Source organism: Salinispora sp. H7-4 (assembly GCF_013416675.1).
In the GTDB taxonomy this organism is placed as follows: Bacteria; Actinomycetota; Actinomycetes; order Mycobacteriales; family Micromonosporaceae; genus Micromonospora; species Micromonospora vitiensis.
The window spans coordinates 208,135-232,302 of record NZ_JABZED010000004.1 but is presented as its reverse complement, the minus strand read 5'-3'; the positions used below and the strand labels follow the sequence as shown (position 1 = coordinate 232,302).

20 protein-coding genes and 1 pseudogene are annotated in these 24,168 nt (G+C 70.7%); 14 read left to right on the top strand and 7 right to left on the bottom strand.

What is annotated here, in order from left to right:
* Positions 1-113: 113 nt before the first annotated feature.
* Positions 114-407, top strand: a pseudogene (locus H0524_RS06270) (uridylate kinase); the annotation flags it as partial.
* Between the two features lie 182 nt (positions 408-589).
* Positions 590-1,558: a WYL domain-containing protein gene (locus H0524_RS06265; RefSeq protein ID WP_309225031.1), complete on the top strand. Its 969-nt coding sequence runs from the start codon at positions 590-592 to the stop codon at positions 1,556-1,558.
* 35 nt (positions 1,559-1,593) lie between these two features.
* Here H0524_RS06265 and H0524_RS06260 read toward each other — a convergent pair whose 3' ends face one another.
* Entirely contained in the window at positions 1,594-2,448 is an 855-nt protein-coding gene (locus tag H0524_RS06260; protein ID WP_255435803.1) for a hypothetical protein, read from the bottom strand.
* Between the two features lie 385 nt (positions 2,449-2,833).
* On the opposite strand from H0524_RS06260, the gene H0524_RS06255 reads away from it, so the two are divergent.
* From H0524_RS06255 to H0524_RS06240, 4 genes are all read left to right on the top strand, one after another.
* Positions 2,834-3,286 carry a hemerythrin domain-containing protein gene (locus H0524_RS06255; protein WP_018724596.1) on the top strand — a complete coding sequence of 151 codons (453 nt, stop codon included), beginning with the start codon at positions 2,834-2,836 and terminating at the stop codon, positions 3,284-3,286.
* Positions 3,283-4,536: a TIGR04053 family radical SAM/SPASM domain-containing protein gene (locus tag H0524_RS06250; RefSeq protein WP_180197793.1), complete on the top strand. Its 1,254-nt coding sequence runs from the start codon at positions 3,283-3,285 to the stop codon at positions 4,534-4,536. The genes H0524_RS06255 and H0524_RS06250 overlap by 4 nt, the downstream gene beginning before the upstream one ends.
* 119 nt (positions 4,537-4,655) lie before the next feature.
* Positions 4,656-5,600, top strand: a complete 945-nt coding sequence (locus tag H0524_RS06245) for a hypothetical protein (RefSeq protein ID WP_180197792.1) — start codon at positions 4,656-4,658, stop codon at positions 5,598-5,600.
* Complete coding sequence (locus H0524_RS06240; RefSeq protein WP_180197791.1) at positions 5,597-7,282, top strand: insulinase family protein; 1,686 nt, start codon at positions 5,597-5,599, stop codon at positions 7,280-7,282. Before H0524_RS06245 ends, H0524_RS06240 begins: the two co-directional genes overlap by 4 nt.
* A gap of 1 nt (position 7,283) precedes the next feature.
* Here H0524_RS06240 and H0524_RS06235 read toward each other — a convergent pair whose 3' ends face one another.
* On the bottom strand, positions 7,284-10,604 hold the full coding sequence (locus H0524_RS06235) for a BTAD domain-containing putative transcriptional regulator (protein WP_180197790.1): 3,321 nt from the start codon (positions 10,602-10,604) through the stop codon (positions 7,284-7,286).
* A gap of 138 nt (positions 10,605-10,742) precedes the next feature.
* Between H0524_RS06235 and H0524_RS06230 the strand changes: the two genes are divergently transcribed.
* Positions 10,743-11,411, top strand: a complete 669-nt coding sequence (locus H0524_RS06230; protein ID WP_180197789.1) for a DUF899 domain-containing protein — start codon at positions 10,743-10,745, stop codon at positions 11,409-11,411.
* A gap of 37 nt (positions 11,412-11,448) precedes the next feature.
* Positions 11,449-13,071, top strand: coding sequence for an MFS transporter (locus tag H0524_RS06225; protein WP_180197788.1), 1,623 nt, complete (start codon positions 11,449-11,451; stop codon positions 13,069-13,071).
* Here H0524_RS06225 and H0524_RS06220 read toward each other — a convergent pair.
* The 3 genes from H0524_RS06220 to H0524_RS06210 all read right to left on the bottom strand — a co-directional run bounded on the left by H0524_RS06220 (position 13,022) and on the right by H0524_RS06210 (position 15,840).
* On the bottom strand, positions 13,022-13,879 hold the full coding sequence (locus tag H0524_RS06220; RefSeq protein WP_180197787.1) for an SDR family NAD(P)-dependent oxidoreductase: 858 nt from the start codon (positions 13,877-13,879) through the stop codon (positions 13,022-13,024). The genes H0524_RS06225 and H0524_RS06220 overlap by 50 nt on opposite strands.
* A gap of 180 nt (positions 13,880-14,059) precedes the next feature.
* Positions 14,060-14,716, bottom strand: coding sequence for a response regulator transcription factor (locus H0524_RS06215; RefSeq protein ID WP_180197786.1), 657 nt, complete (start codon positions 14,714-14,716; stop codon positions 14,060-14,062).
* A complete protein-coding gene (locus H0524_RS06210; protein ID WP_180197785.1) occupies positions 14,713-15,840 on the bottom strand; it encodes a histidine kinase in 1,128 nt (375 codons plus the stop codon). Before H0524_RS06210 ends, H0524_RS06215 begins: the two co-directional genes overlap by 4 nt.
* Before the next feature lie 147 nt (positions 15,841-15,987).
* On the opposite strand from H0524_RS06210, the gene H0524_RS06205 reads away from it, so the two are divergent.
* From H0524_RS06205 to H0524_RS06190, 4 genes are all read left to right on the top strand, one after another.
* The gene (locus H0524_RS06205; RefSeq protein ID WP_180197784.1) at positions 15,988-16,731 is read left to right on the top strand and encodes an ABC transporter ATP-binding protein; all 744 of its coding nucleotides are present in this window, start codon (positions 15,988-15,990) and stop codon (positions 16,729-16,731) included.
* Complete coding sequence (locus H0524_RS06200) at positions 16,728-19,181, top strand: ABC transporter permease (protein ID WP_180197783.1); 2,454 nt, start codon at positions 16,728-16,730, stop codon at positions 19,179-19,181. Before H0524_RS06205 ends, H0524_RS06200 begins: the two co-directional genes overlap by 4 nt.
* A gap of 118 nt (positions 19,182-19,299) precedes the next feature.
* Positions 19,300-19,740: a cupin domain-containing protein gene (locus tag H0524_RS06195; protein ID WP_018724609.1), complete on the top strand. Its 441-nt coding sequence runs from the start codon at positions 19,300-19,302 to the stop codon at positions 19,738-19,740.
* A gap of 56 nt (positions 19,741-19,796) precedes the next feature.
* Complete coding sequence (locus H0524_RS06190) at positions 19,797-20,468, top strand: AraC family transcriptional regulator (RefSeq protein WP_180197782.1); 672 nt, start codon at positions 19,797-19,799, stop codon at positions 20,466-20,468.
* Here the strand turns inward: H0524_RS06190 and H0524_RS06185 are convergent.
* Positions 20,457-20,852 carry a VOC family protein gene (locus tag H0524_RS06185; protein ID WP_180197781.1) on the bottom strand — a complete coding sequence of 132 codons (396 nt, stop codon included), beginning with the start codon at positions 20,850-20,852 and terminating at the stop codon, positions 20,457-20,459. The two genes, H0524_RS06190 and H0524_RS06185, sit on opposite strands and share 12 nt — an antisense overlap.
* A gap of 289 nt (positions 20,853-21,141) precedes the next feature.
* On the opposite strand from H0524_RS06185, the gene H0524_RS06180 reads away from it, so the two are divergent.
* Positions 21,142-22,431: a histidine kinase gene (locus H0524_RS06180; RefSeq protein ID WP_180197780.1), complete on the top strand. Its 1,290-nt coding sequence runs from the start codon at positions 21,142-21,144 to the stop codon at positions 22,429-22,431.
* Positions 22,419-23,090 carry a response regulator transcription factor gene (locus H0524_RS06175; protein ID WP_180197779.1) on the top strand — a complete coding sequence of 224 codons (672 nt, stop codon included), beginning with the start codon at positions 22,419-22,421 and terminating at the stop codon, positions 23,088-23,090. Before H0524_RS06180 ends, H0524_RS06175 begins: the two co-directional genes overlap by 13 nt.
* A 23-nt stretch (positions 23,091-23,113) precedes the next feature.
* Here H0524_RS06175 and H0524_RS06170 read toward each other — a convergent pair whose 3' ends face one another.
* Positions 23,114-23,995 carry a serine hydrolase gene (locus H0524_RS06170; RefSeq protein ID WP_180197778.1) on the bottom strand — a complete coding sequence of 294 codons (882 nt, stop codon included), beginning with the start codon at positions 23,993-23,995 and terminating at the stop codon, positions 23,114-23,116.
* Positions 23,996-24,168: the final 173 nt, after the last annotated feature.

Here is a 24,168-nt window from a genome sequence, read left to right as displayed (position 1 = left end):
CCCAGACTCGACACCTGGATGATCATCGAAAGGCCGCGCCCGTCTCTATACCACCATGATCCGGAGCGTCCCCACCCAACCGGCCACAACGGTCATATCGCTACCTTGCCGGAGCCCTGGCCGACGCCGTGCTGCTCTTCGACGGCGTCTTTCTCCTGCGCCCAGAATTGATCGACCGGTGGGACCTGCGTGTCTTCGTGTCGACAGCCCTCGACAAGACCGTAGCTCGTGCCGTGATCCGAGAGAGCCGGGTGTCATCCCGGGCTGATATCGAACGACGCTGGCGGGAACGTTACCTTCCTTCTCAGCAGCTCTACTTCGCCACGGTTCACCCGATCGACCACGTCGATGTCATCGTGCACAACGACGAGCCTCGGCTACCGGCCTGGGAGATTCGGCCCCACTGACCGAAGGCATTCGGTTTTGGGCGTGCAGTGCGCCGGGCCGTGGGAGGACAGCGTGTTTGGGCTCCGGTCGCTGATGTGGGCCGGCTGATGTGCGGGCGGGCGGCTCGCCACCTCTGCCCGATGCCGGTGTTCTCCAGTAATGCGGCAGGATGGTTTCCGCGATCGCTGACATGATCGGGGACGTGTTGGAGACCTCGGCCCGCCTGCTTGAACTGCTGTCACTGCTTCAGCTCAGGCGTGACTGGACGAGCGCCGAGCTCGCCGGCCGACTGGAGGTGAGTACGAGGACGGTGCGCGCCGACGTCGCCAAGCTGAGGTCGCTTGGCTATCCCGTGGACGCGCGCCCGGGCGTCGCGGGTGGATACCGGCTGGCTGCCGGTACGGCAATGCCGCCACTACTGCTCGACGACGACGAGGCCGTCGCGGTCGCGGTCGGGCTGGGTGCGGTCGCGACCCAGCGGCTCGGTGTCGAGGAGACATCGCTGACCGCGCTCGCGAAGCTGGAGCAGGTGCTGCCCTCGCGCCTCCGTCGGCGCGTTGCGGCGGTACGGGAGGCGACGAGCGTTGTTCCGGGGGCACGGCCGCCGCTGGATCTGTCGGTTCTGGGCGCGGTCGCCGCCGCGATCCGCGGCAACGAGCGGCTCCGGTTCGGCTACACCAAGCCGGGCGGCGGCGAAGGGATTCGCCATACCGAGCCGCAACGGCTGGTCAGCTGGGGTTCGCTCTGGTATCTACTCGCCTGGGACCTCGAGCGGGACGACTGGCGGGTCTTCCGGGTTGACCGCATGACTCTGCACACACCGACGGGGGTGCGGTTTCAGCCGCGCGTGATCCCGGCGGACAACGTCGTCGAGTACGTCGTCGGACGGGTCAGCAAGGCGGCTTGGACATACCGCGCCCGGGTGCTCGTACATGCTCCCGCCGCCACCGTCGCCGCGAAGCTCCGCATCCCGGTCGACATCGAGGTGGTTGACGACTTCACCTGCCAGGTCGAGCTGGGTGCCGACCACCCCGACCGGCTCGCGCTGTGGATGACACAGCTCGACCTTGACCTCGAGGTGATCGACGGAGCCGAACTCGCGGCGGCGTTCGCGCGCCTCGCGACGCGCTTCCGCCGCGCGGCGGTTGGCGCAGCCCCACCTGAAGCTTGACTCCCGACGAGCCCCAGCGTGGTGACCTGGCGGGGCTACCCGCGGGGGAGGTTGATGTCCCCGCTGATGTCCAGTTCGTAGTGGCAGCCTTCGACGAGCCGGTTCAGCCGGTCGGTGATCTCCTCCGGGTCGAGGTCGAGGCTGTCACACAGGTCGCGGTGGGCGCATAGGAGTGGATCGGTGATCTCCTCCGGTTGGGTCCGGGCGATGTGGTAGGCGTCGCGGAGGTGTCCGGAGAGGTCATCCCAGACGAGGATGGCCTCTTCGACCAGGTCGAGCATCTCAAGACTGGCAGGCCGAGCGCACAAGATCTCGACCTCGGTGGCCAGGCGGTGACCAGCGGCCTCCACGTCGGAGATTTCCCACCTGCCGGTGGTTGCGTTCGAGGCGTCATGGAGGGCGGCCCGGAAGTCCTGCAGCCCCGTGTGATTCGCGCCGTGCAGCATGTTGGCCTCGGTCAGCAGTCGGGTGGCGAAGAGGCGGTCGCGGACCGCGTGCCCCGCGACGAGGTCGGCCAGCTGACGGGGCGCCAGCCGTTGCGCCGCCCGCAGGTAGTCCTCGTGGTCGGGCGGCACCGAGACGGCGCTGGGTGGCGTGGCAGCACCGGAGAAGGCGACGTCGTTGTCGAAGGCGGTTAACGCGACTGCGACCGCATGTGCGCAGAGGTCTTCGCCGGCAATGCCGCAGTCGCACTCACCGGTGAAGCTGCCGGCAACGACGCCTACCCATGGCTGCACGGCGGTACCGCGGTCATGGACCACGGCCTGGATGCCGCCACCGGTCAGTTCCAGGTCGCCGACGCCATCGGTGGAGAGTAGCCGGGTCGACGCCTCGCGTACGGCGGAGGGAACGGAGTCATGGAACGCCTGAACATCAATTCGGACCGCCATGGGGCTGCACCCTACCCTCGGGCTGGAGGCGGGCGGCGTTGAGCTTGGCCCGGAACTACGGCAGCGTCGACGTTCAGTCGCACTGCGTACGGGTCGCAACGGCGATCCCGTCGGTCCACCAGGACGATCGACGCTGGCGAGTTGGGCGGTCATCGGGTCAGGCTTCCTCGGGCCACCGACGGGGGAGCCGAGAGGGGAGCCGGTACCGATGAGTGTGATCGTGGCGGAGATGGCCTGGCCACGGCGCTCGTGCGGGGCGGGCCGGCCGTCGAATCCGGGTGCCGGGACCTGTCTCCGGCGGGGACAGGTCGAACGGCCCTAGGTGCTCCGGGTTTATCCGGGCAAGGTAGATGTATTCCCCACATCACGGTCGGGAGGTCGGCTCATGTGTAACTACTGCGGTTGTCGGGAGTTCCCGCTGATCGGGCAACTGACCGCCGAACACGAGGCGATCGCCAACGCCGCCGGACGGCTGCGTACGGCGATCACGGCGGGTGCGGACAACCGGGTTGATCTCCTCGACGACCTGCTTACGCTGCTGATGCCGCACACCGAGACCGAGGAACGCGGCCTCTTTCTCGAGCTGCGCGCCGAGGGCAGCCTCACCGAAGCGGTGGAGCAGCTCTGCGACGAGCACGACGACATCCACGGGGTCCTCAGTACCGTCGACCGTGCGGCACCGGACTGGCCGGCGGTGCTGGCTGCCTTGGACCGGCTGCACCGGCACATCGACAACGAGGAACACGGGCTGTTCCCAGCCGCGGTCATCGCGCTGCCGATGTCCGCCTGGGACCGGCTGACCCCACCGCAATCGGACACCGCGGACCAACAGGCATGATGCCACCGCGGACCGAGCGGCAGCGCCCGATCGGGACGAACCAGCAGCAGGCAGCACGCCGGAGACCGGCGGCGCCGGTGCGGGCCCCGAAGCAGAACGTCGGGGAACGTCCCTTCATCGTGATCTGGGAGGCCACCCAGGCGTGCCCGCTCGCCTGCCTGCACTGCCGGGCCTCCGCCCGCCCCGACCGGGACCGAGCCGAGCTGAACACCGAACAGGCCACCGCACTGATGATGCAGGTGGCCGAGTTCGGACGTCCCGCGCCGCTGTTCGTGATTACGGGCGGGGACCCGTTCCAGCGCCCCGACCTGGAGTTGTTGGTCCGGCGCGGCACCGAGCTCGGCCTGCCGGTGTCGGTATCACCGTCCGGCACACCCACCCTCACCCGCCCGGCGCTGGCCGCCCTGCGTGCTGCCGGGGCACGGGCGGTTTCACTCAGCCTCGACGCGGCCACCGCCGCCGGACACGATGGATTCCGGGGTGTCCCCGGAGTGTGGGATCTGACCATGCAGGCCTGGCGGGACGCCGCCGACCTTGGCCTCAAGGTGCAGATCAACAGCACCGTGACCCGGGATAACGTGCACGATCTGGCGGAGCTGGCCGCCCAGGTACGCGACTCCGGCGCCCTGCTCTGGAGCGTCTTCTTCCTCGTCCCGACCGGACGGGGTCAGGCACTGCGGAGCCTGGACGCTGCCCAGACCGAGGACGTGCTCAACGTGCTGTACGACCTCGGTGAGACCATCGCGGTCAAGACCACCGAGGCGCACCACTTCCGTCGGGTCTGCCTACAACGCGAGGTGCTGGCCCGGCGGGGCGACGACCACGTCCGCCTCCTCGGCCTCGGGCGGCTGTACCGGCACCTGCGCGACGACCTCGAATCGCGCGGCTTGATCGGTACCGCCGGCCGGGTCCGGCGTGCGCCGCTACGGGTGAGTGCCGGCAACGGGTTCGCCTTCGTGTCCCACCGCGGCGACGTGCACCCCAGCGGCTTCCTGCCGGTAGCGGCTGGCAACGTGCGGCAGCGATCGCTCCGCGACATCTACCGGGATTCGGCGCTGTTCACCGCGCTGCGTGATCCAGAGCGGTTGAAGGGTCGCTGCGGTGTCTGCGAGTTTCGTTCCGCCTGCGGCGGATCACGGGCCCGGGCGTACGCGGTGACCGGCGATATCTGGGCCGAGGAACCGTCGTGCGGCTATCAGCCCGGCTCGTTTCCATATCAGACGGAACTGGCGCTTTGCGGGAGCTTGTGACGGGCGTCGGCGCATATTTAGCAATACATCTACGAAACGGGTCATCGTCAAACTGGGATCGGCCGATGGCGCGTGGATCCGATTGGTTGGTTGAGCCGCAGTCCGCCTAGGATCCCCGCATGTCCACCGCGCCGGTACTCACCACCGACCTCGCTACCGCCTATCGCGAGCTCTCCGACCTGCGCGCTGGCGTGCTGGACGGTGACTGGGCCGCGCTGCGGCATGTGGTCGACGGCCAGCGCCCGGCTGCCCGGACCGAGATGATCTCTTACGCAGGCGACCTGCCACCGACCGCGGCACTCGCCCAGCGGCAGGTCGAGGCCGACCCGGCCGACGGGCTCGCCGCCGCGCTGCTTGGCAAATGCCTGATCGTGAAGGCCTGGGAGGTGCGTACCGGCTATCGGGCCCAGTACGTCAGCCAGGACCAGTTCCGTGAATTCCATCGGATCCTGCGTGGCGCCGAACGGATGTTGATTGACGCCGCCGCGTACCAGCCGGGTGACCCGGCGGTCTGGTATTGCCGCCTACTCACCGCCCGGGGTCTGGAACTCGGCCATTCAGAGGCGCGCCGCCGCTACGACCGGCTCGCCGAGAGCGACCCGCACCATCTGCCGGGGCAGCTGCAGTATCTGCAGCAGATCTGTCCGAAGTGGGGTGGCTCGTACCACGAAATGCACTCCTTCGCCTGGAACGCGATGCTGGCTGCGCCGGAGGGTGCGGCACAGGGCAGTCTTGTCGCCCAAGCCCACTACGAGCACCTGACCGACCTGGCGGGCACCGAACGGGCCGACTACCGCAAGGACCAACGGGTCCGGGAGGAGCTACGCGAGGCTGCCGCCCGATCGGTGCTGCATCCGGCTTTCGGCACGGAACACGGCTGGGTCGAGGCGGTGAGCCGGTTCGCGCTGATCTACAGCGTCCTCGGCGACCACGCCCTCGCGGCCCCGTACTTCGCCGCGATCGGCAACCTGGTCAGTGAGAGTGTCTGGGGATACTTCGATGACCCAGTGAAAAGTTTCGACGAGCTTCGCCGTAAGGCGATGGCGAAAGGTGACTGGCGATGATCCGGCAGCTGGAGGTCGACGGGGTGCCGGCGCTGCTCGCACCGACTACGGGGCCCACCCACGCCGGACTCATGTTTCGGGTTGGTCAGGCCGACGAGACCCTGGCTCGGCGTGGGATCACCCACCTGCTGGAACATCTCGTGTTGCACCCGTTGGGAACCGCCGACTATCACTACAACGGCACCACCGGTAGCGTCGTCACCCACTTTCACCTACAGGGGTCGGTTGACGACATCACCACATTTCTGACTGGTGTGTGCAAGAGTCTGCGCACGCTGCCGGCCGGTCGGGTGGAGACGGAAAAAGCGATCCTGCGGACCGAGTGGAACAGCAAGTCCGGCTCCAGCCTGGACGACCTGCCGCTGTGGCGATACGGCGCCCGCGGGCACGGCCTGCTCAGCTATCCCGAGTGGGGCCTGCACGCGGTCTCCCTGGAGGACCTGCAGGACTGGGCCCGACGCTACTTCACCAAGGAAAACGCGGTGCTGTGGCTGGCGGGAGCGGACCTACCGGCCGGGCTGCGGATCGACCTTCCATCCGGCCAGCGGATGCCGGTCCCAGCGCCGTCGTCGGCGCTGCCCCAGACCCCCGCCTTCTTCTCCGGCTCCGGCGGCCTGACCGCCATCAACGCCGTGGCTGCCCGTAGCGTGACCGCCAGCGTGTTCGCCGGGGTGCTGGAGCGGGAACTCTTTCAGGCACTGCGCCAACGGGACGGACTGTCCTACACCGCTGCCACCAACTACGAACCGCGTGGCGACGGGTACGCGACCATAACCGCACTCGCCGATGCCCTGCCCGAGAAGCAGGATGCGGTGCTCGGTGGATTCATCGACGTTCTGGCGAAGGCTCGGGTCGGTCGGATTGACGAGGCGAACATCGCCGCGGTGATCGGCAAGGCCACGGAGGCGCTCTCCGCTGAGGACGTCGACAGCGCCCGGCTCGCCTCGGCCGCGTTCGACGTGCTCACCGGGGACGGCTTTACCGCCAGCGACGACCTGCTACGACAGGTGAAGGAGGTTAGCCCGGAAGCGGTGCACGAGGTCGCGACGGACGTACTCGCTGACTCGTTGCTGATGACGCCACGTGGGCGTACCGCGGACTGGGCCGGATTCGTCGCTGCGCCGACCTCGTCGACCACGGTGGTTACCGGCACCGACTATCCCGGGCGGGGCGGTCTGACACAGCGGGTCGTCGTCGGGACCGACGGGGTGAGCCTGGTCGGCCAGGGCGGTGACGAGTTCGTCACCGTCCACTACGACACGTGTGCCGCGCTGCTCACCTGGCCGGACGGCGGCCGACAACTCCTTGGTGCGGACGGCATCTCGGTTCGCCTCGAGCCGACTCTCTATCAGGGCTTGACCACCCAAGCGGTGGATCAGGCGGTACCCGCGCAGGTTCGGGTGGATCTGCCGGCCCGTGATCCGGCGGAGATCCCGCAGCCGCCCCCGGTTTCCCGGCGACCCGGTGTCTTTCGTCGTTTCCGTAGTTTCCGCACCCGGAAGAAGGCTCGCGTCGTCACCCTCGGTTGCGTCGCGGCCGGAGTCGTCGGCCTTTCCGCGACGGCGTTCATTGGCGCGATGACCGGCCGGGTGGAGCTGAGGGCGATAACAATCATCGGCGGCCTGGTGGGCCCCGCTCTGCTCATCCGTTCGGTCGTCAAAGCCTGGAAGGAGCCGGCCTGAGTCACCCCACGTCCACCGGTGGCCGAGTCGCACCGGCCCCATGCACAGCATGAGCTCCGTTCGCCCCGGAGAGGTCATACGCCTGCTCGGGGCGCAGCCCCGCACCCCGGTCGAACTCCGTGGCGAAACTCGGGCCACCCAGTGCGGCGCGGGCGGCGGCGGTGATTCGGTCCACGTCTCCCCGCTCCCCGGCCGGCAGTGGCGCGCCCACCGAGTCGCGCGCCATCGCCGCCGCGCCGAGCAGGCGGGCCGCCTGCTCGGCGCGGCCGTCGATAACCGCCGCGCCGGCCAGCCCCTCCAGCGCCAACGCCTGCGCCCGCGGGTCGCCGACGGCGCTCGCCAGGGCGAACGACTCGGCGTGCAGGGTATCCGCGGCGGGGGCGGCCTCCTGTAGCTCGGCGATGAAACCCAGCTCCGCCAGGAGCAGGGCCCGCACCACATCGGCGTCCAGGCCCGGCTGCCGGGTCCAGTCCAGGACGCCGCGCAGCAGCCGCTCCGCATCGGCGAGGCGGCCCTCGCGGCGGGCACCGAGCCCCAGCCCGATCTGCGCGTACAGCTCCGCCGGTTTGCAGCTCTGCTCGGCGGCCAGCCGCAGCGCGCGCTCGTGGAATTCGCGGGCCCGGTCGTAGTCGCCGGCGAGGAGCGCGATACGGCCCAGGCCGGAGAGACGGTCCGCGGCCTCCAGCCACAGCCCCAGCCCTTCGGCCAGCTCCAGACCTTCCCGGTGCAGCCGGGCCGCTTCCGGATAGTCCCCGGTGGCCTCAGCCCGGTTGGTAAGCGGGAAGGACGCCTGCAACTGGCCCCACCGGTCGCCCAGCTCGCGGAAGAGGGCGACGGCACGTTCGCCGTCCCGGCGTACCGCCGCCAGGTCGCCCCGAGCCAGCGCCTGACTAGCCCGCAGGCTCAGCGCGGCGGCGACGCCCCATCGGTCGCCGAGCCGCTCGAACTCCGGCAACACCTCGTGGACCAGGGTCGTGCTGCCGGCCACATCGCCGGTGTTGAGCAGGGCGAGCCCGAGGAAGGCCACGGCCCGCGCCCGCGCCGCCAACCCCTCCCCGGCCGGCCAGCCGCTCAGCGCGGGGGCAACCAGCGGCGCGTGTTCCCCACCGCGCTCCAGCAACGCCAAGCCGGCGCGCCAGCAGGCGGCGGCGGCCCGTGGCGTCGCCGGCGCGGGACCGGCGACAGCGAGCGCGGCCTCGATTGAGCGGCGCGTCTCCCGCAGCCGGCCCCGCAGGTAGCCGTACCAGGCCAGCGCGGTGCTCAGGTCGAGTGCCCCCGCCGCATCGCCGTCGGCGACCGCGTCGTCCAGCGCCTGCCGCAGGTTGGCGGTCTCCTGGTCGAGCCGGGCCAGCCACTGCCGCTGCTTCGGGCCGCGCAGTTCCTCGTCGGCCCGCCGGGCCAGCGCGGTGTAGTACCGCCGGTGACGGCGGCGGACCGTCGCCGCCTCGTTCGCCTCCCGCAACCGCTCGCCGCAGTAGGCCGCCACGGACTCCAGCAGCCGGTGCCGCGGCCCGACCGGCGTCTCGGCCAGGACCACCAGCGAGCGGTCGACCAGGCGGGCCACCAGGTCGAGAACCTGGTCGGCAGGGAGATCATCGTCGGCACACACCACCTCGGCGGCCTCCAGCGTGCAACCGTCCGCGTGCACCGCGAGCCGCCGCAGGACGAGCTGTTCGGGCTCGCCGAGCAGCTCCCAGCTCCAGTCGATCATCGCGCGGAGGGTCTGCTGGCGGGGTGGTGCGCCCCGGTGCCCGCGGGTCAGTATCCGGAATCGATCGTCGATCCGGGTCAGCAGACCGCGGACTCCCAGTGCGCGGACCCGGGTGGCGGCCAGCTCCAGCGCCAGCGGGATGCCGTCGAGCCGATGGCACAGCTCGGCGACCTCCCGGGCGTTCGTCTCGTCGAGCGTGAACGCGGGCGCGGCGGCTCTCGCCCGGGTGACGAAGAGCCGGACCGCGCTCGCCCGGGCGAGCAACACCGGGTCGCCGACCGCGGGATCCGGCAGGGCCAGTGGAGGTACGGCGCAGACCTGCTCGCCGGCGACGCCCAGCGGCTCCTGGCTGCTGGCCAGCAGGCGGACGCCCGGCGCGTGTCGCAGTATCCGGTCGGCCAGCTCGGCGACGGGATCGACGACGTGTTCGCAGTTGTCCAGGAGCAGCAGGAGCTGGCGACCGCGCAGCACCGCCAGCAGCCGTTCGGCCGGCGTGGCCGGCGGTGCGGCGGGTGGGCGCTCCGCGTGTTCGCGGACGCCGAGCACCGCGAGGATCGCCCCGGCCAGGACCGCCGGGTCAGCTTCCAGGGCCGCGAGCTCCACCAGCCACACCCCGTCCGGGTACGCCCCGGCTGCCTGGTGGGCCGCCTCGACCGCCATCCGGGTCTTGCCCACCCCACCGGAACCCACCAGGGTTACCAGCCGGCCGGCGTCGAGGAGGCGGTGGAGGTCGCGTACCGCCTCCTCCCGGCCGATCAGCTCGGTCAGTGCTACGGGAAGGTTTCCCGGTACCCGTGCTGGCGGCACCGTGCCCGACGGCGGTGGCGCGATGGTGGCCGGGCTGCTCGTCGCCGGTGGGGCGAGCAGCGCCGGGTCCTGGGACAGGATCGCCCGGTGGAGGGCGACCAGCTCGGGACCCGGGTCCACGCCCAGCTCGTCGGCGAGCTGCCGGCGGAATCGGTCGTAGCAGTCCAGCGCCTCACCCTGTCGGCCCGCGCGGTACAGCACCCGCAGGTGCAGGGCACGCAGGCGCTCCCGGTACGGGTGGCGGGTCAGCAGGTCGGCGAGCTCCCCGCTGTGCGGGTGGTGCTCGCCGAGGGTGAGCCGGGCCTCGGCCCGATCCTCGATGGCGGTCAACCGCTGCTCCGCCAGCCGCGCGGCCAGTGCCGTGGCGAACGGGGCCTCGGGGAAGTCGGCCAGCACCGGGCCGCGCCACAGCCCGAGCGCCTCGTCGAGGAGCGCGGCCCGGTTGGGTGCGGCGGCGCTGTTGGCGGCCTGTGTCAGCAAGGCCGTGAACCGTTCGGCGTCGGTCGGCTCCGGGCCGGTGCGGAGCAGGTACCCCGGTGGGTGGGAGACCACGCGGTCGCGGGCGCCGGGGGTCGCGGCGTTCAGGGCACGCCGTAGTCGCCAGACCTTCGTCTGCAGTGCCCCGGTCGGGTTGGCCGGTGGAAGGCCCGCCCAGAGGTGTTCGAGGAGCCGGTCGATCGACACCGGCTGCCCCTCGTGGGCCAGCAGAGCGGCGAGCAGGAGACGGACCTTCGCATCGGGCACGGTGACCGGTGTGCCGTCCGCCGTCCAGATGCCCAGCGGACCGAGGAGCCCGAAACGCATGGGGGCACCGTAGCCCAGGGCCCCGACAACGGGCGTGATTTCGCCGGGAGCGGACTGGGAGTGGACCGAGAGTGCCGCCGGACAGGGTGGACCAGGAAGCTGGAACCCACCGGCCGTAACCAGGAACGGAGAAAGATCGTGAACCTGCCACCGGTTGTGTCTGCGCAGGAGTGGCAGGCCGCGCGGGAGCGGCTGCTGGTCAAGGAGAAGGAGGCGACCCGAGCCCGGGACGCGCTCGCCGCCGAGCGCCGCCGGCTGCCGATGACCCGCATCGAGCAGGAGTACGTCCTCGACGGGCCCGCCGGCCGGGTCGGTCTGGCCGACGTGTTCGAGGGGCGGCGGCAGCTTGTCGTCTACCACTTCATGTTCACCCCCGGCTCGTCGCACGTGTGCGAGGGCTGCTCCATGTTCGTGGACAACCTCGGGCACCCGGCCCACCTGAACGCGCGGGACACCACACTCGCGTTGATCTCGCGGGCGCCCCGGGCTGAGATCACCCCGTTCCAGGAGCGGATGGGCTGGACGTTGCCCTGGTACTCCTCCCACGGCACCGATTTCAACCCCGACTTCGGGCTGACGTCGGAGGCGGGGGAGTCCTTTGGCCTGAGTGTCTTCCTGCGCGACGGCGACGAGGTGTACCGCACGTACTTCACCACCGGCCGCGGCGTTGAGGCTCTCGGCAGTAACTGGACCCTGCTCGACCTGACCCCGCTGGGCCGGCAGGAGAACTGGGAGGACACTCCGGGCGGGCGGCCACAGGGTACGCCGTACAGCTGGTGGCGGCTGCACGACGACTACGACGGGTAGATCCGGAGCCGTGCGCGTACCCGACGGGGAACCTTTGATGGACATCAACGAGAGCCGGGCTGGCCGGCGGGAATGGGTGGGGCTGGCGGTGCTCGCCCTGCCCACGCTGCTGCTGGCACTTGACCTTAACGTGCTCTACCTGGCGTTACCGCAGTTGAGCGCCGACCTGGCGCCGGATGCCGCCCAACTGCTGTGGATTATGGACAGCTACGGGTTCATGATCGCCGGATTCCTGGTCACGATGGGTACCCTCGGTGACCGGATCGGTCGACGACGCCTGCTGATGATCGGCGCCGCTGCCTTCGGCATGGCCTCGATCGTCGCCGCGTACTCGAACAGCGCCGAGATGCTGATCGGCACGCGGGCACTGCTGGGAGTTGCCGGCGCGACGCTGATGCCGTCAACCCTGTCGCTGATCAGCAACATGTTCCGCGATCCGCAGCAGCGCACCGTGGCCATCGGGATCTGGATGAGCTGTTTCATGATCGGCTCGATCCTCGGCCCACTGATCGGCGGGGCCCTGCTCGAGTCCTTCTGGTGGGGCTCGGTGTTCCTGCTCGCCGTACCCGTGATGGCCGTACTGCTGATCGCCGCGCCGGTCCTGTTGCCGGAGTACCGAAACCCCGACGCCGGTCGACTGGACCTGGTGAGCGTCGCGCTCTCCCTGGTCACCGTCCTACCGGTCGTCTGGGGCCTCAAGGAGTTGGCCAAGGACGGCCCCGGCGTGGTGCCGCTGTTGGCCATGCTGGTCGGCCTCGTGGTTGGTGCGGTCTTCGTCCGCCGGCAGCGCCGGCTCGCCCACCCGCTGCTGGAGATCCGCCTCTTCGCCAACCGCACCTTCGGCGCGGCGCTGCTCATCATGCTGGTCGGTGGGACCACCATCGGCGGCATCGCGCTGCTCTTCGCGCAGTACGCCCAACTCGTCGCGGGCCTCACCCCGCTGCGAGCCGGCCTGTGGATGGTGCCGTATGCGATCGCCATGCTGCTCGGGTCGATGCTGGCACCGCTGCTCGCGCGGCGCGTCACCCCGGGTTACGTGGTGGCCGGGGGCATGGCGGTCGCGGCGGTCGGCTACTCGCTGATCGGCCTGGTGGGCAGTGCCGGCGGGCTCGGCCTGGCAGTGCTCGGCCTGGTGCTCGTCTACCTCGGGTTCGGCCCTGGAGCCGTGTTGGGTACCGACCTGATCATCGGGGCCGCTCCACCACAGCGGGCCGGGTCCGCATCGTCGATCTCCGAGACCAGCACCGAACTCGGTGTCGCGCTCGGCGTCGCGCTGCTGGGCAGCATCGGCACCGCGGTCTACCGCAGTGCGGTTGCCCCCGCCGTCCCGGTGGGCCTGCCGGGAGATGCCGGCGAGGCGGCTGCGGAGTCCCTCGCCAGCGCCACCGTCGTCGCCGAGCAGCTGCCCGAGCCGGCCGGCGCGGCACTGCTGGAGGCGGCGCGGGCCGCGTTCACCAGTGGCTTCAACACCGCCGGCGGGGTGAGCGCCGGGCTGGCGGTGCTCCTCGCCGTGCTCTCGGCGTCGCTGCTGCGCCGGGTTCGTCCGACGGCGCAGCGGCCGGCTTCCGCCGGCTCGTCCCCACCGGACATCGGTCGGGAGGCTGTCGGCCCTACTGGCCGACCCAGCCCCGGGTCTCCCCGAGGACGGCCGAACCATTAAGGTCCGACAGCGACCGGCCCACAAAGTCCCGCGCCTCGTTCGAGGTCTGCGTCCGGAAGGGTAGCTCCGGCGCGGTCAGTACCTCCATGACCACAGCTGCGACCTCGTCGGACGTCTGGGGCTTGCCGGTGCCCGCCTCGTACATCGCCTGGACCCGCTGCACGTACGCGGTCAGCGCCGGCCCGTACGGCCCGGCCTGCGCCACCATGGCGGGGATGTCCACGTTGGCGTTGGCCACGAACTCGCTGGCCACCGCGGCGGGCTCGATGATGCCGACCTGCACGCCGACCGTGCGGGCGACCGGTGCCAGCGACTGCATGAAGCCCTCGACGGCGAATTTGGCGGCGCAGTACGCCTCGTTGAAGGGCTGCCCGACGCTGCCACCGACGCTGCTGATGGTCAGGAGGCGGCCGCCGTTGGCCCGCAGGTGCGGCATCGCCGCCTGGGACACCTGGATCACGCCGAAGAAGTTCACCTCGACGCAGGCGCGGATGTCGGCGAGGTCGTCGTTTTCGACAGTGCCGAGGTACGCGGCGCCAGCGTTGTTGATCACGGCGTCGAGCCGGCCGTGCTCGGCCGCCACCGAGTCGATACCCTCCCGGACCGACTCGTCGGTGACGTCGAGGGCCCGGATGTCCAGGGACACCCCGGCGGCCGCCGCGGCGGCGTTCAGCGCCTCCGCCTTTGTGGTGTCCCGCATCGTGGCCACTGTCGTCCACCCCGCTCGGGCGCAGGCGATGGCGGTGGCCAGTCCGATGCCGGAGGACGTTCCAGTGATCAGGACGCAGCGATTCGGGCTCGTGTTCAATGCTTACCCCAAGTCGGCACGGGTTTCGGCCGTCCGGCAAACGCGGTGTGCCTGCCATGGGCATCCGTTCAGACGACAGTACGCGGTGAGCCGCTCCGAGGCCCGCGGAGTCCCGGGATCCGAACCCGCCCGCCCAGGGATCGGCACGAGGGCGGTACGGATTGTGGGCAGCCGCCGACGTCAGCCGACGACGCCGTTGCGGTACGCCCAGATCACGATGTTGACGCGGTCCCGTACGCCGAGCTTCGCCAGCACTCGGCCAACGTGGGTCTTCACCGTGACCTCGGCGAGGTGTAGCCGTTGGGCGATCTCGGCGTTGCTCGCTCCCGCCACGATCAGGTGGAAGACGTCGCGCTCCCGGGCGGTAAGGCCATCCATGACTGTGCGCTGCTGAGCTGGTCCCGGCCCGGCCGGACCGGCGGTGAGGCGCCGGGTGGTTGCGGGTGCGAGGACGACCTCCCCCCGGTGCACGGTGCGAATGGCCGCGGTGAGCGCCTCGGCGGTCGAGTCCTTGAGTAGGTAGCCGCTGGCGCCGGCGTTGAGGATCCGGGTCGCGTAGTCGTCGCTGTCGTACGTGGTCAGCGCGATGATCTTCGGGTGGGGCCCGGAGGCGGCGAGGATGCTCCGGGTGGCGGAAATACCGTCGGTGTGGGGCATCCGGATGTCCATCAGAATGATGTCCGGCTGGTGCGCGGCGGCGAGGTCAACCGCTTCCGCGCCGGTGGCGGCGGTCGCGACCACCCGCAGGTCGGCGGCGGAGTTGACGACGAGCGTGAATCCCGTACGGACGAGGTCCTGGTCGTCGGCGATGAGCACCGTGATGGGCGGCTCGGTCACGACAGCGTTCCCTCCTGGACCAGCGGCCACCGGGTGGTGACCGTGAATGCTGCCCCGGTGGTCACCGTGCAGTCTCCGTTGAACAGCGCGCAACGCTGCCGAATGCCGGCCAGACCCTGCCCCGGAACCGGCGCCCTGCCATCGTGCCCCACCAGCGGGCTGGTCACGGCGACGGTGAGTAGCCCGGGCTGCCAGTGCATCCGCAGCTGCGCCTGTTGCCGGGGTGCGTGCTTGATGACGTTGGTGAGCGACTCCTGGATCACCCGGTGGACGGCGAGATCCATCCCGGGCCCGAGGGGCTGCTCGACTCCCTCCGTTGTCAGGGTCACCGGAAGACCAGCGGCGGCGACACTGGTCAGGAGCGCGGGTAGCCCCTTCGCGTCCAGCTCGTCGTCCGCTTCGGCGACGGTGGTGAGCAGGCGTTTGACGTCGGTGAGTGCTTCCCGACCGGTGCCCGCGATCTGGTCGAACAGCGGACCGGCGACGACGGCGTCGGCGCGGGCGGCGACCCGCCCACCCTCGGCCTGAGCGATGATTGAGGCCAGCGAGTGCGCGATGATGTCGTGCATCTCGCGGTTGATCCGGGTGCGCTCCTCGTGCACCGCGAGTTGGGCGCGGACGGCGCTCTCCGCTTCGGCGAGTCGCCGGCGATGCTCGGCATGCGCCACGGCACTGCGCTGCTGGCGGTGCCGCAACCCGGTCGACCAGGCGGCGAGCGCCGTCGCGGCGATCACGCTGCCGAGCAGCCCGGCGCCGCCCGACCAACTCGGCATGGTGTGTAGGGCGTAGCCGGTGACCGCCAGGGCGCCGATCACGCCGAGCAGAAGGCCGGTGTGCCGCATCCGCTCGGTGGCGTATGCGGCGACTGCGTGCACGGCGACCAGGCCGACGAGGTCACCGGGGAAGAGAATGCTCTGCGTCACCAGCACCTGTATGCCCGAGCTGAGCGCCGCGAGCCCGAGCATGGTCAGCGGTGCGACCCGGCGGATCGCCAGCAACGAGGCCAGCGTCGCCGACCAGTACCAGGCCGGCAGACCGGCGATCCCGAGCCCCAGGCAACCGGCCATGGCGGCGACCGCGACGCTGACGTCCACCACCAGCGCCCGCTTCGCTTCGACCCGCACTCGTTCAGGGTATTCAGGGAACTGCTGCTGGGGAATTGCCGCTGCCCCCGCCGATACCGAAGCCTCGATACCAGGGTATCGGCCCAGGACCGAAGGCGATGCCCCGGACGGATGTGCCCGACCGGGAGCCTGCCTACCGTCGGTGAGGTGGTGATGCAGACGGTGAGTGCCGACATGGTCAGCTGCCGAGACGTCTACAAGACGTACGGTGCCGGAGAGTCCGCGATTCGGGCGGTGGACGGGGTCTCCGCCGATTTCGCCGTCGGCGAGTTCACCGCCATCATGGGCCCCTCCGGCTCCGGAAAGACCACGTTGATGCAGCTGCTGGCGGGATTGGACACTCCCACCGGGGGCTCGGTCCGGGTGGCTGGCACGCTGGTGGCGGGGCTGGACGACCGCGCGCTGACCGATCTGCGGCGAGATCGGATCGGCTTCATTTTCCAGGCGTTCAACCTGCTGCCCACGCTGACCGCTCGGCAGAACATCACGCTTCCGCTGCGGCTCGCCGGCCGGTCGGTTGACCCGGCGCGGCTGCGGACCATCGTCGACCGGCTGCGGATCGTCGACCGGCTGGAGCACCGCCCGACCGAGCTGTCCGGGGGCGAGCAGCAACGCGTCGCGGTAGCCCGGGCCCTGTTGGCCCAGCCCAGTGTCGTGTTCGCCGACGAACCGACCGGTGCGCTGGATATCGCCACCGGGCGGGCCCTGCTGGCCGACCTGCGGGACGCGGCGCGGCGGTACGGGCAGACGATCATCATGGTGACTCACGACCCCGGCGCCGCGGCGCACGCCGACCGGGCCCTGGTGATGGCCGACGGCCGGATCCGTGCCGAACTGCGCCAGCCCACTCGGGACACCATCCTCGCCTCGCTGGCCGCGGTGACGGTATGAGGGTGATCGTCGCACTGGCCTGGGCGCAGGTCCGTACCTATCCGACCCGGTTCCTGGCAATCACCGTCGCGGTTCTGCTGGCGACGGGGTTCCTCGTCGCCACCGCCACCTTCGTCGCCACCGCCGGCGAAGGGCTACGCCGCACCGCGGCGGCGCCGCTCACCACGGCCGACATCGTCGTCGCCGCGGCGGACTCGACCACCAATCCGGGTTGGTACCGAACGGTGGCGGAGGTCCCGCACGTCCGCACGGTCGACCCGCAGTTCGCGCGAACGGTCAGTGTCGTCAGTGGCGAGCGGCGCGGTTCCGCAACCGTGCAGAGCATTGCCGCCACCACCGCGATCCGCTGGTTCGACCTGGACCGTGGCTCGTGGCCTACCGGCCCGGAGCAGGTCGTCGCGGACCAGCGGACCCTCGACCAGCTGGGGGCGGGCGTCGGTGACCGGTTGACCTTCCGGCCGGGCGACGGGAGGCCGGAAACCGTCACCGTGGCCGGCGCGACCGATCTGGGGTTCCGCCCGTTGGCGGGTGCGTCGTTTCGCTTCTACGCCGATCCGGCCTACTTCGCCGACGACGTGCCGCACGCTGCCCTGGTCACGATCGACGACCCGAACCGGCTCGAGGCCACCGTCGACCTGATTGATCGCCTACTGCCGGCGGGCGCGTCGGCGGTGCGTGCTTCCGTCGCGGCGGACGAGGCCGCCGCGCGCCTCGTCGGGGGGAGCACCCAGCTGATCGTGTTGACGCTCGCCCTCGTCGCGGTGGCCCTGCTGGCTGCCATCCTGGTCATCGCCAACACCTTCCAGGTGGTGGCCGCCCAACGGGTTCGTCAGACCGCGCTGCTGCGGCTCGTCGGCGGGCACCGAAGTCAGGTCCGCGGGATCCTGCTGGCTGAGGCCGCCATCGTGGGCACCGTCGGCGCCGTCGTGGGTGCGGCGGCGGGGCTCGTGGTCGGCTACCTCGGCGCCGACCTGCTCGGCATCAGCGGTGGCGGCCTACGGGTGAACCCGTTGGCCCTGACCGGCAGCGTGCTGGTCGGGATTCTGGCCACGCTGTTCGCCGTCGGGTTGCCAACCCGCCGCGCCGCGGGCGTCACACCGGTCCGGGCGCTCGGGGAGCTTCCCGAGGTGCCGCTCGCCGCGGTCCGCGGTCCGCGCCGCCTGATCGCCGGCGCGGTGGTCACGCTCGGTGCGGTCGCGGTGCTGGCCGTGGCGGGGATCGGTGGCTCGCTGCCGCTGGCCCTCGCCGGTGGCCTGTTGCTGGCGCCCGGCCTGCTGCTCGTCCTGCCCCGGCTGATCGCGATGCTGCTGCCGCCGATCGCCCGGGTGTCGGAGCGGCTCGGCGTCGCCGCTGGCCTGGCCGGGAGCAGCCTGAGTCAGAACGCCCGACGGACCGCCACGGCAGCGATGGCCGTGGCGGTCGGCTCGGCCCTGATCGCCTGCCTGACCGTGGCGGCCAGAACCGGGCAGGCCACGGTGGAGGCGGACCTGGCGGCCCGCTATCCGGTGGCCGTCAGCGCCCACACCGAAGGTAGCCCCGTCGACAGTGCCACGATTCGGGCTCTCGCCGCCGTACCCGAGCTGGCTGCCGCGGCCACCGTGGGCACGGTGAACGCCCGGTTCTCCGACGCCGGCAGGGCCACCCCGACCCGAATCGCGGTCCTGCCCGCCAGCCTGGCCGACCGGCTGGCACCCGAGCTCGCCACCCCCACCGAGGTGCCGGTTGTCCTCGTACCCGAGGCGTACCTGGCCGCTCGCGGCCTGCCGGAGGGCAGTCCGGTGCGCATCGGTGTCGGCGACCGGAACCTGAGCTTTGCCGCCCGTACCTCCCAGCTGGCCGACACCACGGGGCAAGTCCTCGGGGTGACCTCCGCCGATGCGCTCGCAGCCCAGGGCGTCCGGACGACTCCCACCACGATCTGGGCGGTGGCGAATCCCGACGTCGACCGGGCCGCCCTGGCCGACCGGGTGCATGCGGTCACCGCCGGTGATCTGGAGGTGGAGTTAGGCGGAGGCATCACCGAGGGGGGTGATCTCGCCGAGGTGCTCGCCATCCTGCTCGGACTGGCACTCGCGATGCTCGGCGTAACCGTGGTTATCTCGCTGGTCGGCGTGGCGAACCTGCTGGGCCTGTCGGTCATCGAGCGTACGCCGGAGCTGGCGTTGTTGCGGGCGCTCGGCACCCGGCGCGGGCGACTACGGGCGATGCTCGCCATCGAGGCGGTGGCCATCACCGTGATCGGCGCCGGCACCGGCCTGCTGATCGGCGTGCCGGTGGGCCTGGTCGGCGCGACCGCCACCGTGGGCGCGACGGCCACCCCGGTCATTGCGCTGCCCTGGTGGCAGTTGGCTCTGCTGCTGGTCGCAGCGGTGGTGACCGGGGTACTTGCCAGCGTCGTACCGGCGCGGCGGGCGACGCGGATCTCCCCGGCGCTGAGCGGGACGCGTTAGGTTGTCTCGCGGATCTTGGTGGTACGTCTGCCGTCCCTGTTACCGTCAGGCCGTCGCCTTCGTACCAGGTTCCGGTGGTTTCGCCCTGGGCGTAACACCTGAGGGAGAGGAGTTTCGCGTGCCGGATGTGCAGCGGTCGGAGCTGGTTGCCCTGCTTGACCTCGCGCCCCACCCCGAGGGCGGCTGGTTCCGCGAGACGTGGCGCTCGCCGCAGACGCTGCACCCCACCGGGTACGACGGCAGCCGTAGCGCGGCTACGGCCATCTACTTCCTGCTGCACCCCGGTGAGCGCTCCCGTTGGCATGTGGTGCGCTCGGACGAGCTGTGGTTGTGGCACTCGGGCGGTCCGCTGACGCTCCGGTTCGGCGGCGCTGGCCAGCAGCCGGCGGGCGAATCCAGGGACGTTACGCTCGGTTCGGATGTCTCCGCCGGTCAGCGTCCGCAGGTGCTGATTCCGGGTGGGGTGTGGCAGGCCGCGATCCCCGCTGGTGACCAACCGGTTCTGGTCAGCTGTGTGGTGGCGCCCGGGTTCGACTTCGCTGATTTCCAGCTGGAATAGGGTTGTTGCCGGGGGAGCGGAGGCCGCCGCGTCGTCATACCCCGCGGAGGAGGATCGTGGGCGGGTACGAAGAATGGGCTTCGCCGCTGCCGCACGTCGTCGCGTGGCGTAGCGTCACGGCGCCGGGTGCCGCTCCGGCGCGGGTGCTGCCCGACGGCTGCCTCGACCTGATCTGGCGGGACGGCGCGGTCTTTGTCGCCGGGCCGGATACCTCCGCTCGGATCGCGCCCTCCGCGCCGGGCAGTCGCTACGCCGCGCTGCGGTTCGGCGCCGGGACCGGGCCCGGCGTGGTCGGCATACCCGCCAGCGAGGTGGTCGATCGGCAGGTGCCGTTGGAAACGGTGTGGCCGGCGGCGTCCGTCCGCGCCATCACCGAGGCGGCGGATCCGCTCGCCGCCTTGACCGCTGCGGCGCGCCGTCGCTGGCGCGGCACCGACCGTGCGATGGTCGCCTTGGCCGGTGCCGCGCGGGCCGGACTCTCCGTTGGCCTGGTCGCGGCGCGCTGCGGACTCAGCTCCCGGCAGCTGCAGCGACGTAGCAACGCCGCGTTCGGTTACGGGCCGAAGACCCTGCACCGGATCCTGCGGATGCAGCGGGCCGTCGTGCTGGCGCGGACCGGTCAGCCCTTCGCATCGGTAGCGATTGAGGCGGGCTACGCCGACCAGGCCCACCTCGCCCGCGAGGTGCGGGCGTTGGCCGGGGCGCCGCTCACCGCGCTACTGCGGTGACGTGAGCTGGGCGAAGAGGTCCACGACGTTGCCGTCCGGGTCACGCACCTGTGCATAGCGTTGCCCCCACGGTGCGTCCCAGGGCTCCTGGGCCGACGGGTAGCCGGTGGCGACGAGGTCGGCGTGGAGCTTCTCCACCTCGGCCGCGTCCGCGCAACGAAAGGCCCAACCGCCGGAGGGCGGTCCGGGTTCGTAGTCGGGGTCGAACGACCGCAACGAGGCGTGGGTGTCCCACATGAGACGGATGCCGCCGGAGACGGTCACCTCGACGTGCGGTTCATCCTCCGCGCCGGCCGGAAACGGCAGGCCGAGTCGGCGGTAGAAGGAGAGAGATGCTGCCATGTCGGCCACCGCAAGGCCGATCGCGTTGAAGGTGGGTGCCATGGCCTCGACGGTACGAGTGGTCCGCGCCTCCGTCTTGAACGAATCGGACGGGCGCCGGGGTGTCCTGGTCCGGGGCGGACACCCCGGCCGCCCCGCTCGGCCGTAGCCCGCCCTCAACGGGCGAGCAGCCAGCTGTGCGCGCCAAGGCGGTACCCATTCGGCAAGTCCAGCGCGTCCCGGTAGGTTTCGCACTGGGCCTGGTCAGTCAGTCTGAGGTAGGGCTGGGTATACCCGAGGAATACACGTACGCAGCTGGTTCGACCAAACTGTCCTGGTTAGCGTGTGCCGCATGACCTTGGATCGACCCCGTTACCTGGCGGCGGCACTTCGCCGGCGTGGCTACCTGTTCTCTTCCTGGCCGTGGCGTGCCCTGGTGTACGCCGCCTGCACCCTCCCGATCGCCGGTGCCCTCTTCGTTGGGCTGCTCGCTGTCGTCGTACCCCTGTGGGCGACGATCCGTGCGGTGCGGCAGGGGCAGTCGGTGGAGCTTCCCGTCGTCGCCTTCCTCACCGTTGCCGGGCTGGCCATGCTCGCCCTGGCGCCGATCGTGAGTGCCGTGGTGGCGCCGCTCGAGCGGTGGCGGCTCGGCCTGGTTGACCCGCGTCCGCTCGCCGGAGCGCGGCTCCGGGGTCTGGCTGCCCGCTACACCAGCCCAGCGGCGTGGCGGGAAGTGGCCTACACCTTCTGGCTGGGCGGGGCGGTGCCGGTCGCGTACTGGATGCTCTTTTTGCTCATTCTGCTGGACTTCACGCTGATCGCCAGCCCTTGGTTGGCCGCCGACAGCGACCGGGTCATCCTCGTCCAGACCACGGTCGACACCCCGGCCCAGGCGATCCCGTACGCGGTCGTGGGCCTGCTGTGCATTCCGGTGTTGTGGTACCTGCTCGGGCTGCTCGTTGCCGTTCAGGCGGTCGTGGCCCGCCGGTTGATCGGGGGACCCGTGGACGGGGTGGCGCTGCGGGAGGTCACCCGCTCCCGGACCCGGCTGGTCAACGCGTACGAGGCCGAACGCCGCCGGATCGAGCGGGATGTGCACGACGCGGCCCAGCCCCGGCTGACCAGCCTCACCCTCCAGCTCGGCCTGGCGAAGCTCGACGTGCCCGACGATTCCCCGGCCGCGAAGCCGTTGGCCATCGCACATGGACAGGCCAAGGCCCTGATGGTGACGCTCCGGCAGATCGTGCAGGGCATCCGCCCGCAGCACCTCGCCGAGCTCGGTCTCGCCGGCGCCGTTCGGGAACTGGCCGCGGCCACCACCGTCCCGGTCGCCGTCCACGCCGACCTCCGGCAACCCCTGCCGGAGTTGGTCGAGACCACCGCCTACTTCGTGGTCTCCGAGTCTGTCAGCAACGTGGCCCAGCACGCTCGGGCGACCCGGGCCGAGGTGCGGCTGACCCAGGCCGACCAGGACCTCGTCGTGGAGGTCGAGGACGACGGCCGCGGTGGTGCCAGCCCCGGCCAGGGCACCGGCCTGGCCGGCCTCGCCGACCGGGTCGCCGCGGTCAACGGGCGGTTGCTGCTCGCCAGCCCGGCTGGCGGCCCCACCGTGCTGCGGGTGGAGCTGCCATGCCACCGTTGACCCGGGTTGTGCTCGCCGAGGACGAGGTTCTGCTGCGTGCGGGTCTCGTCGGCCTGCTGACCAGATTCGACTTCGAGGTGGTCGCTGCCGTCGGCTCCGTGCCGGCACTGCTGGACACGGTCCGCACCCAGAAACCGGACCTGGTCGTGACCGATATCCGCATGCCGCCCCACCACCGGGATGACGGCCTCCGCGCGGCCGTCACGCTGCGTGCGGAACAACCACACCTGGCGGTCGTGGTGCTCAGCCAGTACGTGCAGAGCGAGTACGCCTCCGCGCTGCTCAACAGTGGTGACGGCCGTCGGGTCGGCTATCTGCTCAAGGACCGGGTCGCCGACGTCGCCGAGTACGTCGCGACGCTGCGTCGGGTGGCGGCTGGCGGAACAGCCATCGACCCCGACGTCGTACGGCAGCTGCTGCTTCGCCCCCGCGACCCGCTCGCCGCCCTGTCCAACCGCGAACGCGAGGTACTCGCGCTGATTGCCGAAGGCCACTCCAACGCGGCGATCGCGGGGAAGCTCTTCATCACCGAGGCGGCGATCGGCAAGCATGTCGGCAACATCCTGACCAAGCTTGAGCTGCCACCCAGTGACGACACCAATCGCCGGGTGTTGGCTGTCCTCACCTATCTACGCACGGGCCCGCCGTACCCCTCGTAGGGCGGGTCTCTCCCGGCCCGCCGTCAGGTGAGCAGCGGCTCCAGGATGCTGGGGGTGGTCGCCTCGGTGTTGCTGAGCACCACGAACCGGCGGTCCAGTTCCGGAATGTGCCCGACGAAGGTCTTGTAGCCCGCGTTGTGGCCGCTGTGGTGCCACCACCGCCGGTTGTTGAGCTCGCCCAGGAAGACGCCGTAGCCGTAGCCGCTCTCCGCCGGACCCTTGCCGGTCCGGGCCCGTTCGGTCAGCATCAGCGTGCGGTAGGGCTCGCTCAGCAGCCGGCCACCCTGGAGGGCGTCGAGCCAGGTCAGCATGTCGTTGGCGGTTGACCACACGTCGCCGGCTCCCATGCCGACCACGTCCAGCTCCCAGGTCGGCAACGGCTGGTCGTCCGCGTCGTGGCCGAGTGCCAGGTTCGGCCGTGCGGTGGGCATTCCGGCGAAGGTCTGGGTCAATCCGAGGCGGTCGAAGATGCGGTCTGCCAGGAAGGCCCGGTAGGGCGTGTCGGCGGATCGTTGGACGATCTGCGCCACCAGCACGTACGCCGGGCTGCTGTATCTCCAGCCCGCGCCGGGTGGGAATTGCAGCGGTACGGAGTGAAAGGTTTTCAGTAGTTCGCTCGGCTCGACCCACTGCCCCAGATCGATCATGGGGTAGTCCTCCCAGTGGCCGAGGCCGGAGGTGTGGCTGAGCAGGTGGTGCAGGGTGATGTCCCGCCACTGTTCCGGGCAGCCGTCGATCCAGCGGCTGAGGGGATCCTCGAGGAGTAGGGTGCCCTCTTCCACCAGCAGGAGCGCGGCGGCGGCGGTGAACTGCTTGCTGACCGAGGCCAGCTGGAAGCGGGACTCGGTGGAGTCGGCGACGACGGCATCGTCGCCCTGTCGTACCACTATGTCCACTTGGGCCATGCCGCCCACCCTAGCGTGCCACCGGTGCGTGACTCTGGTGGTCGAGTGACGGCGAGCAGTGAAGTTTCGAGAATGTTTCCGAAAACTCTTGCAACATCTTTCATGGATGCCGCATCGTGTTCGCTACCGGATGGCCGTCCGCCCTTGCCGAGCGCCCCTTCGCACGAGAGGTC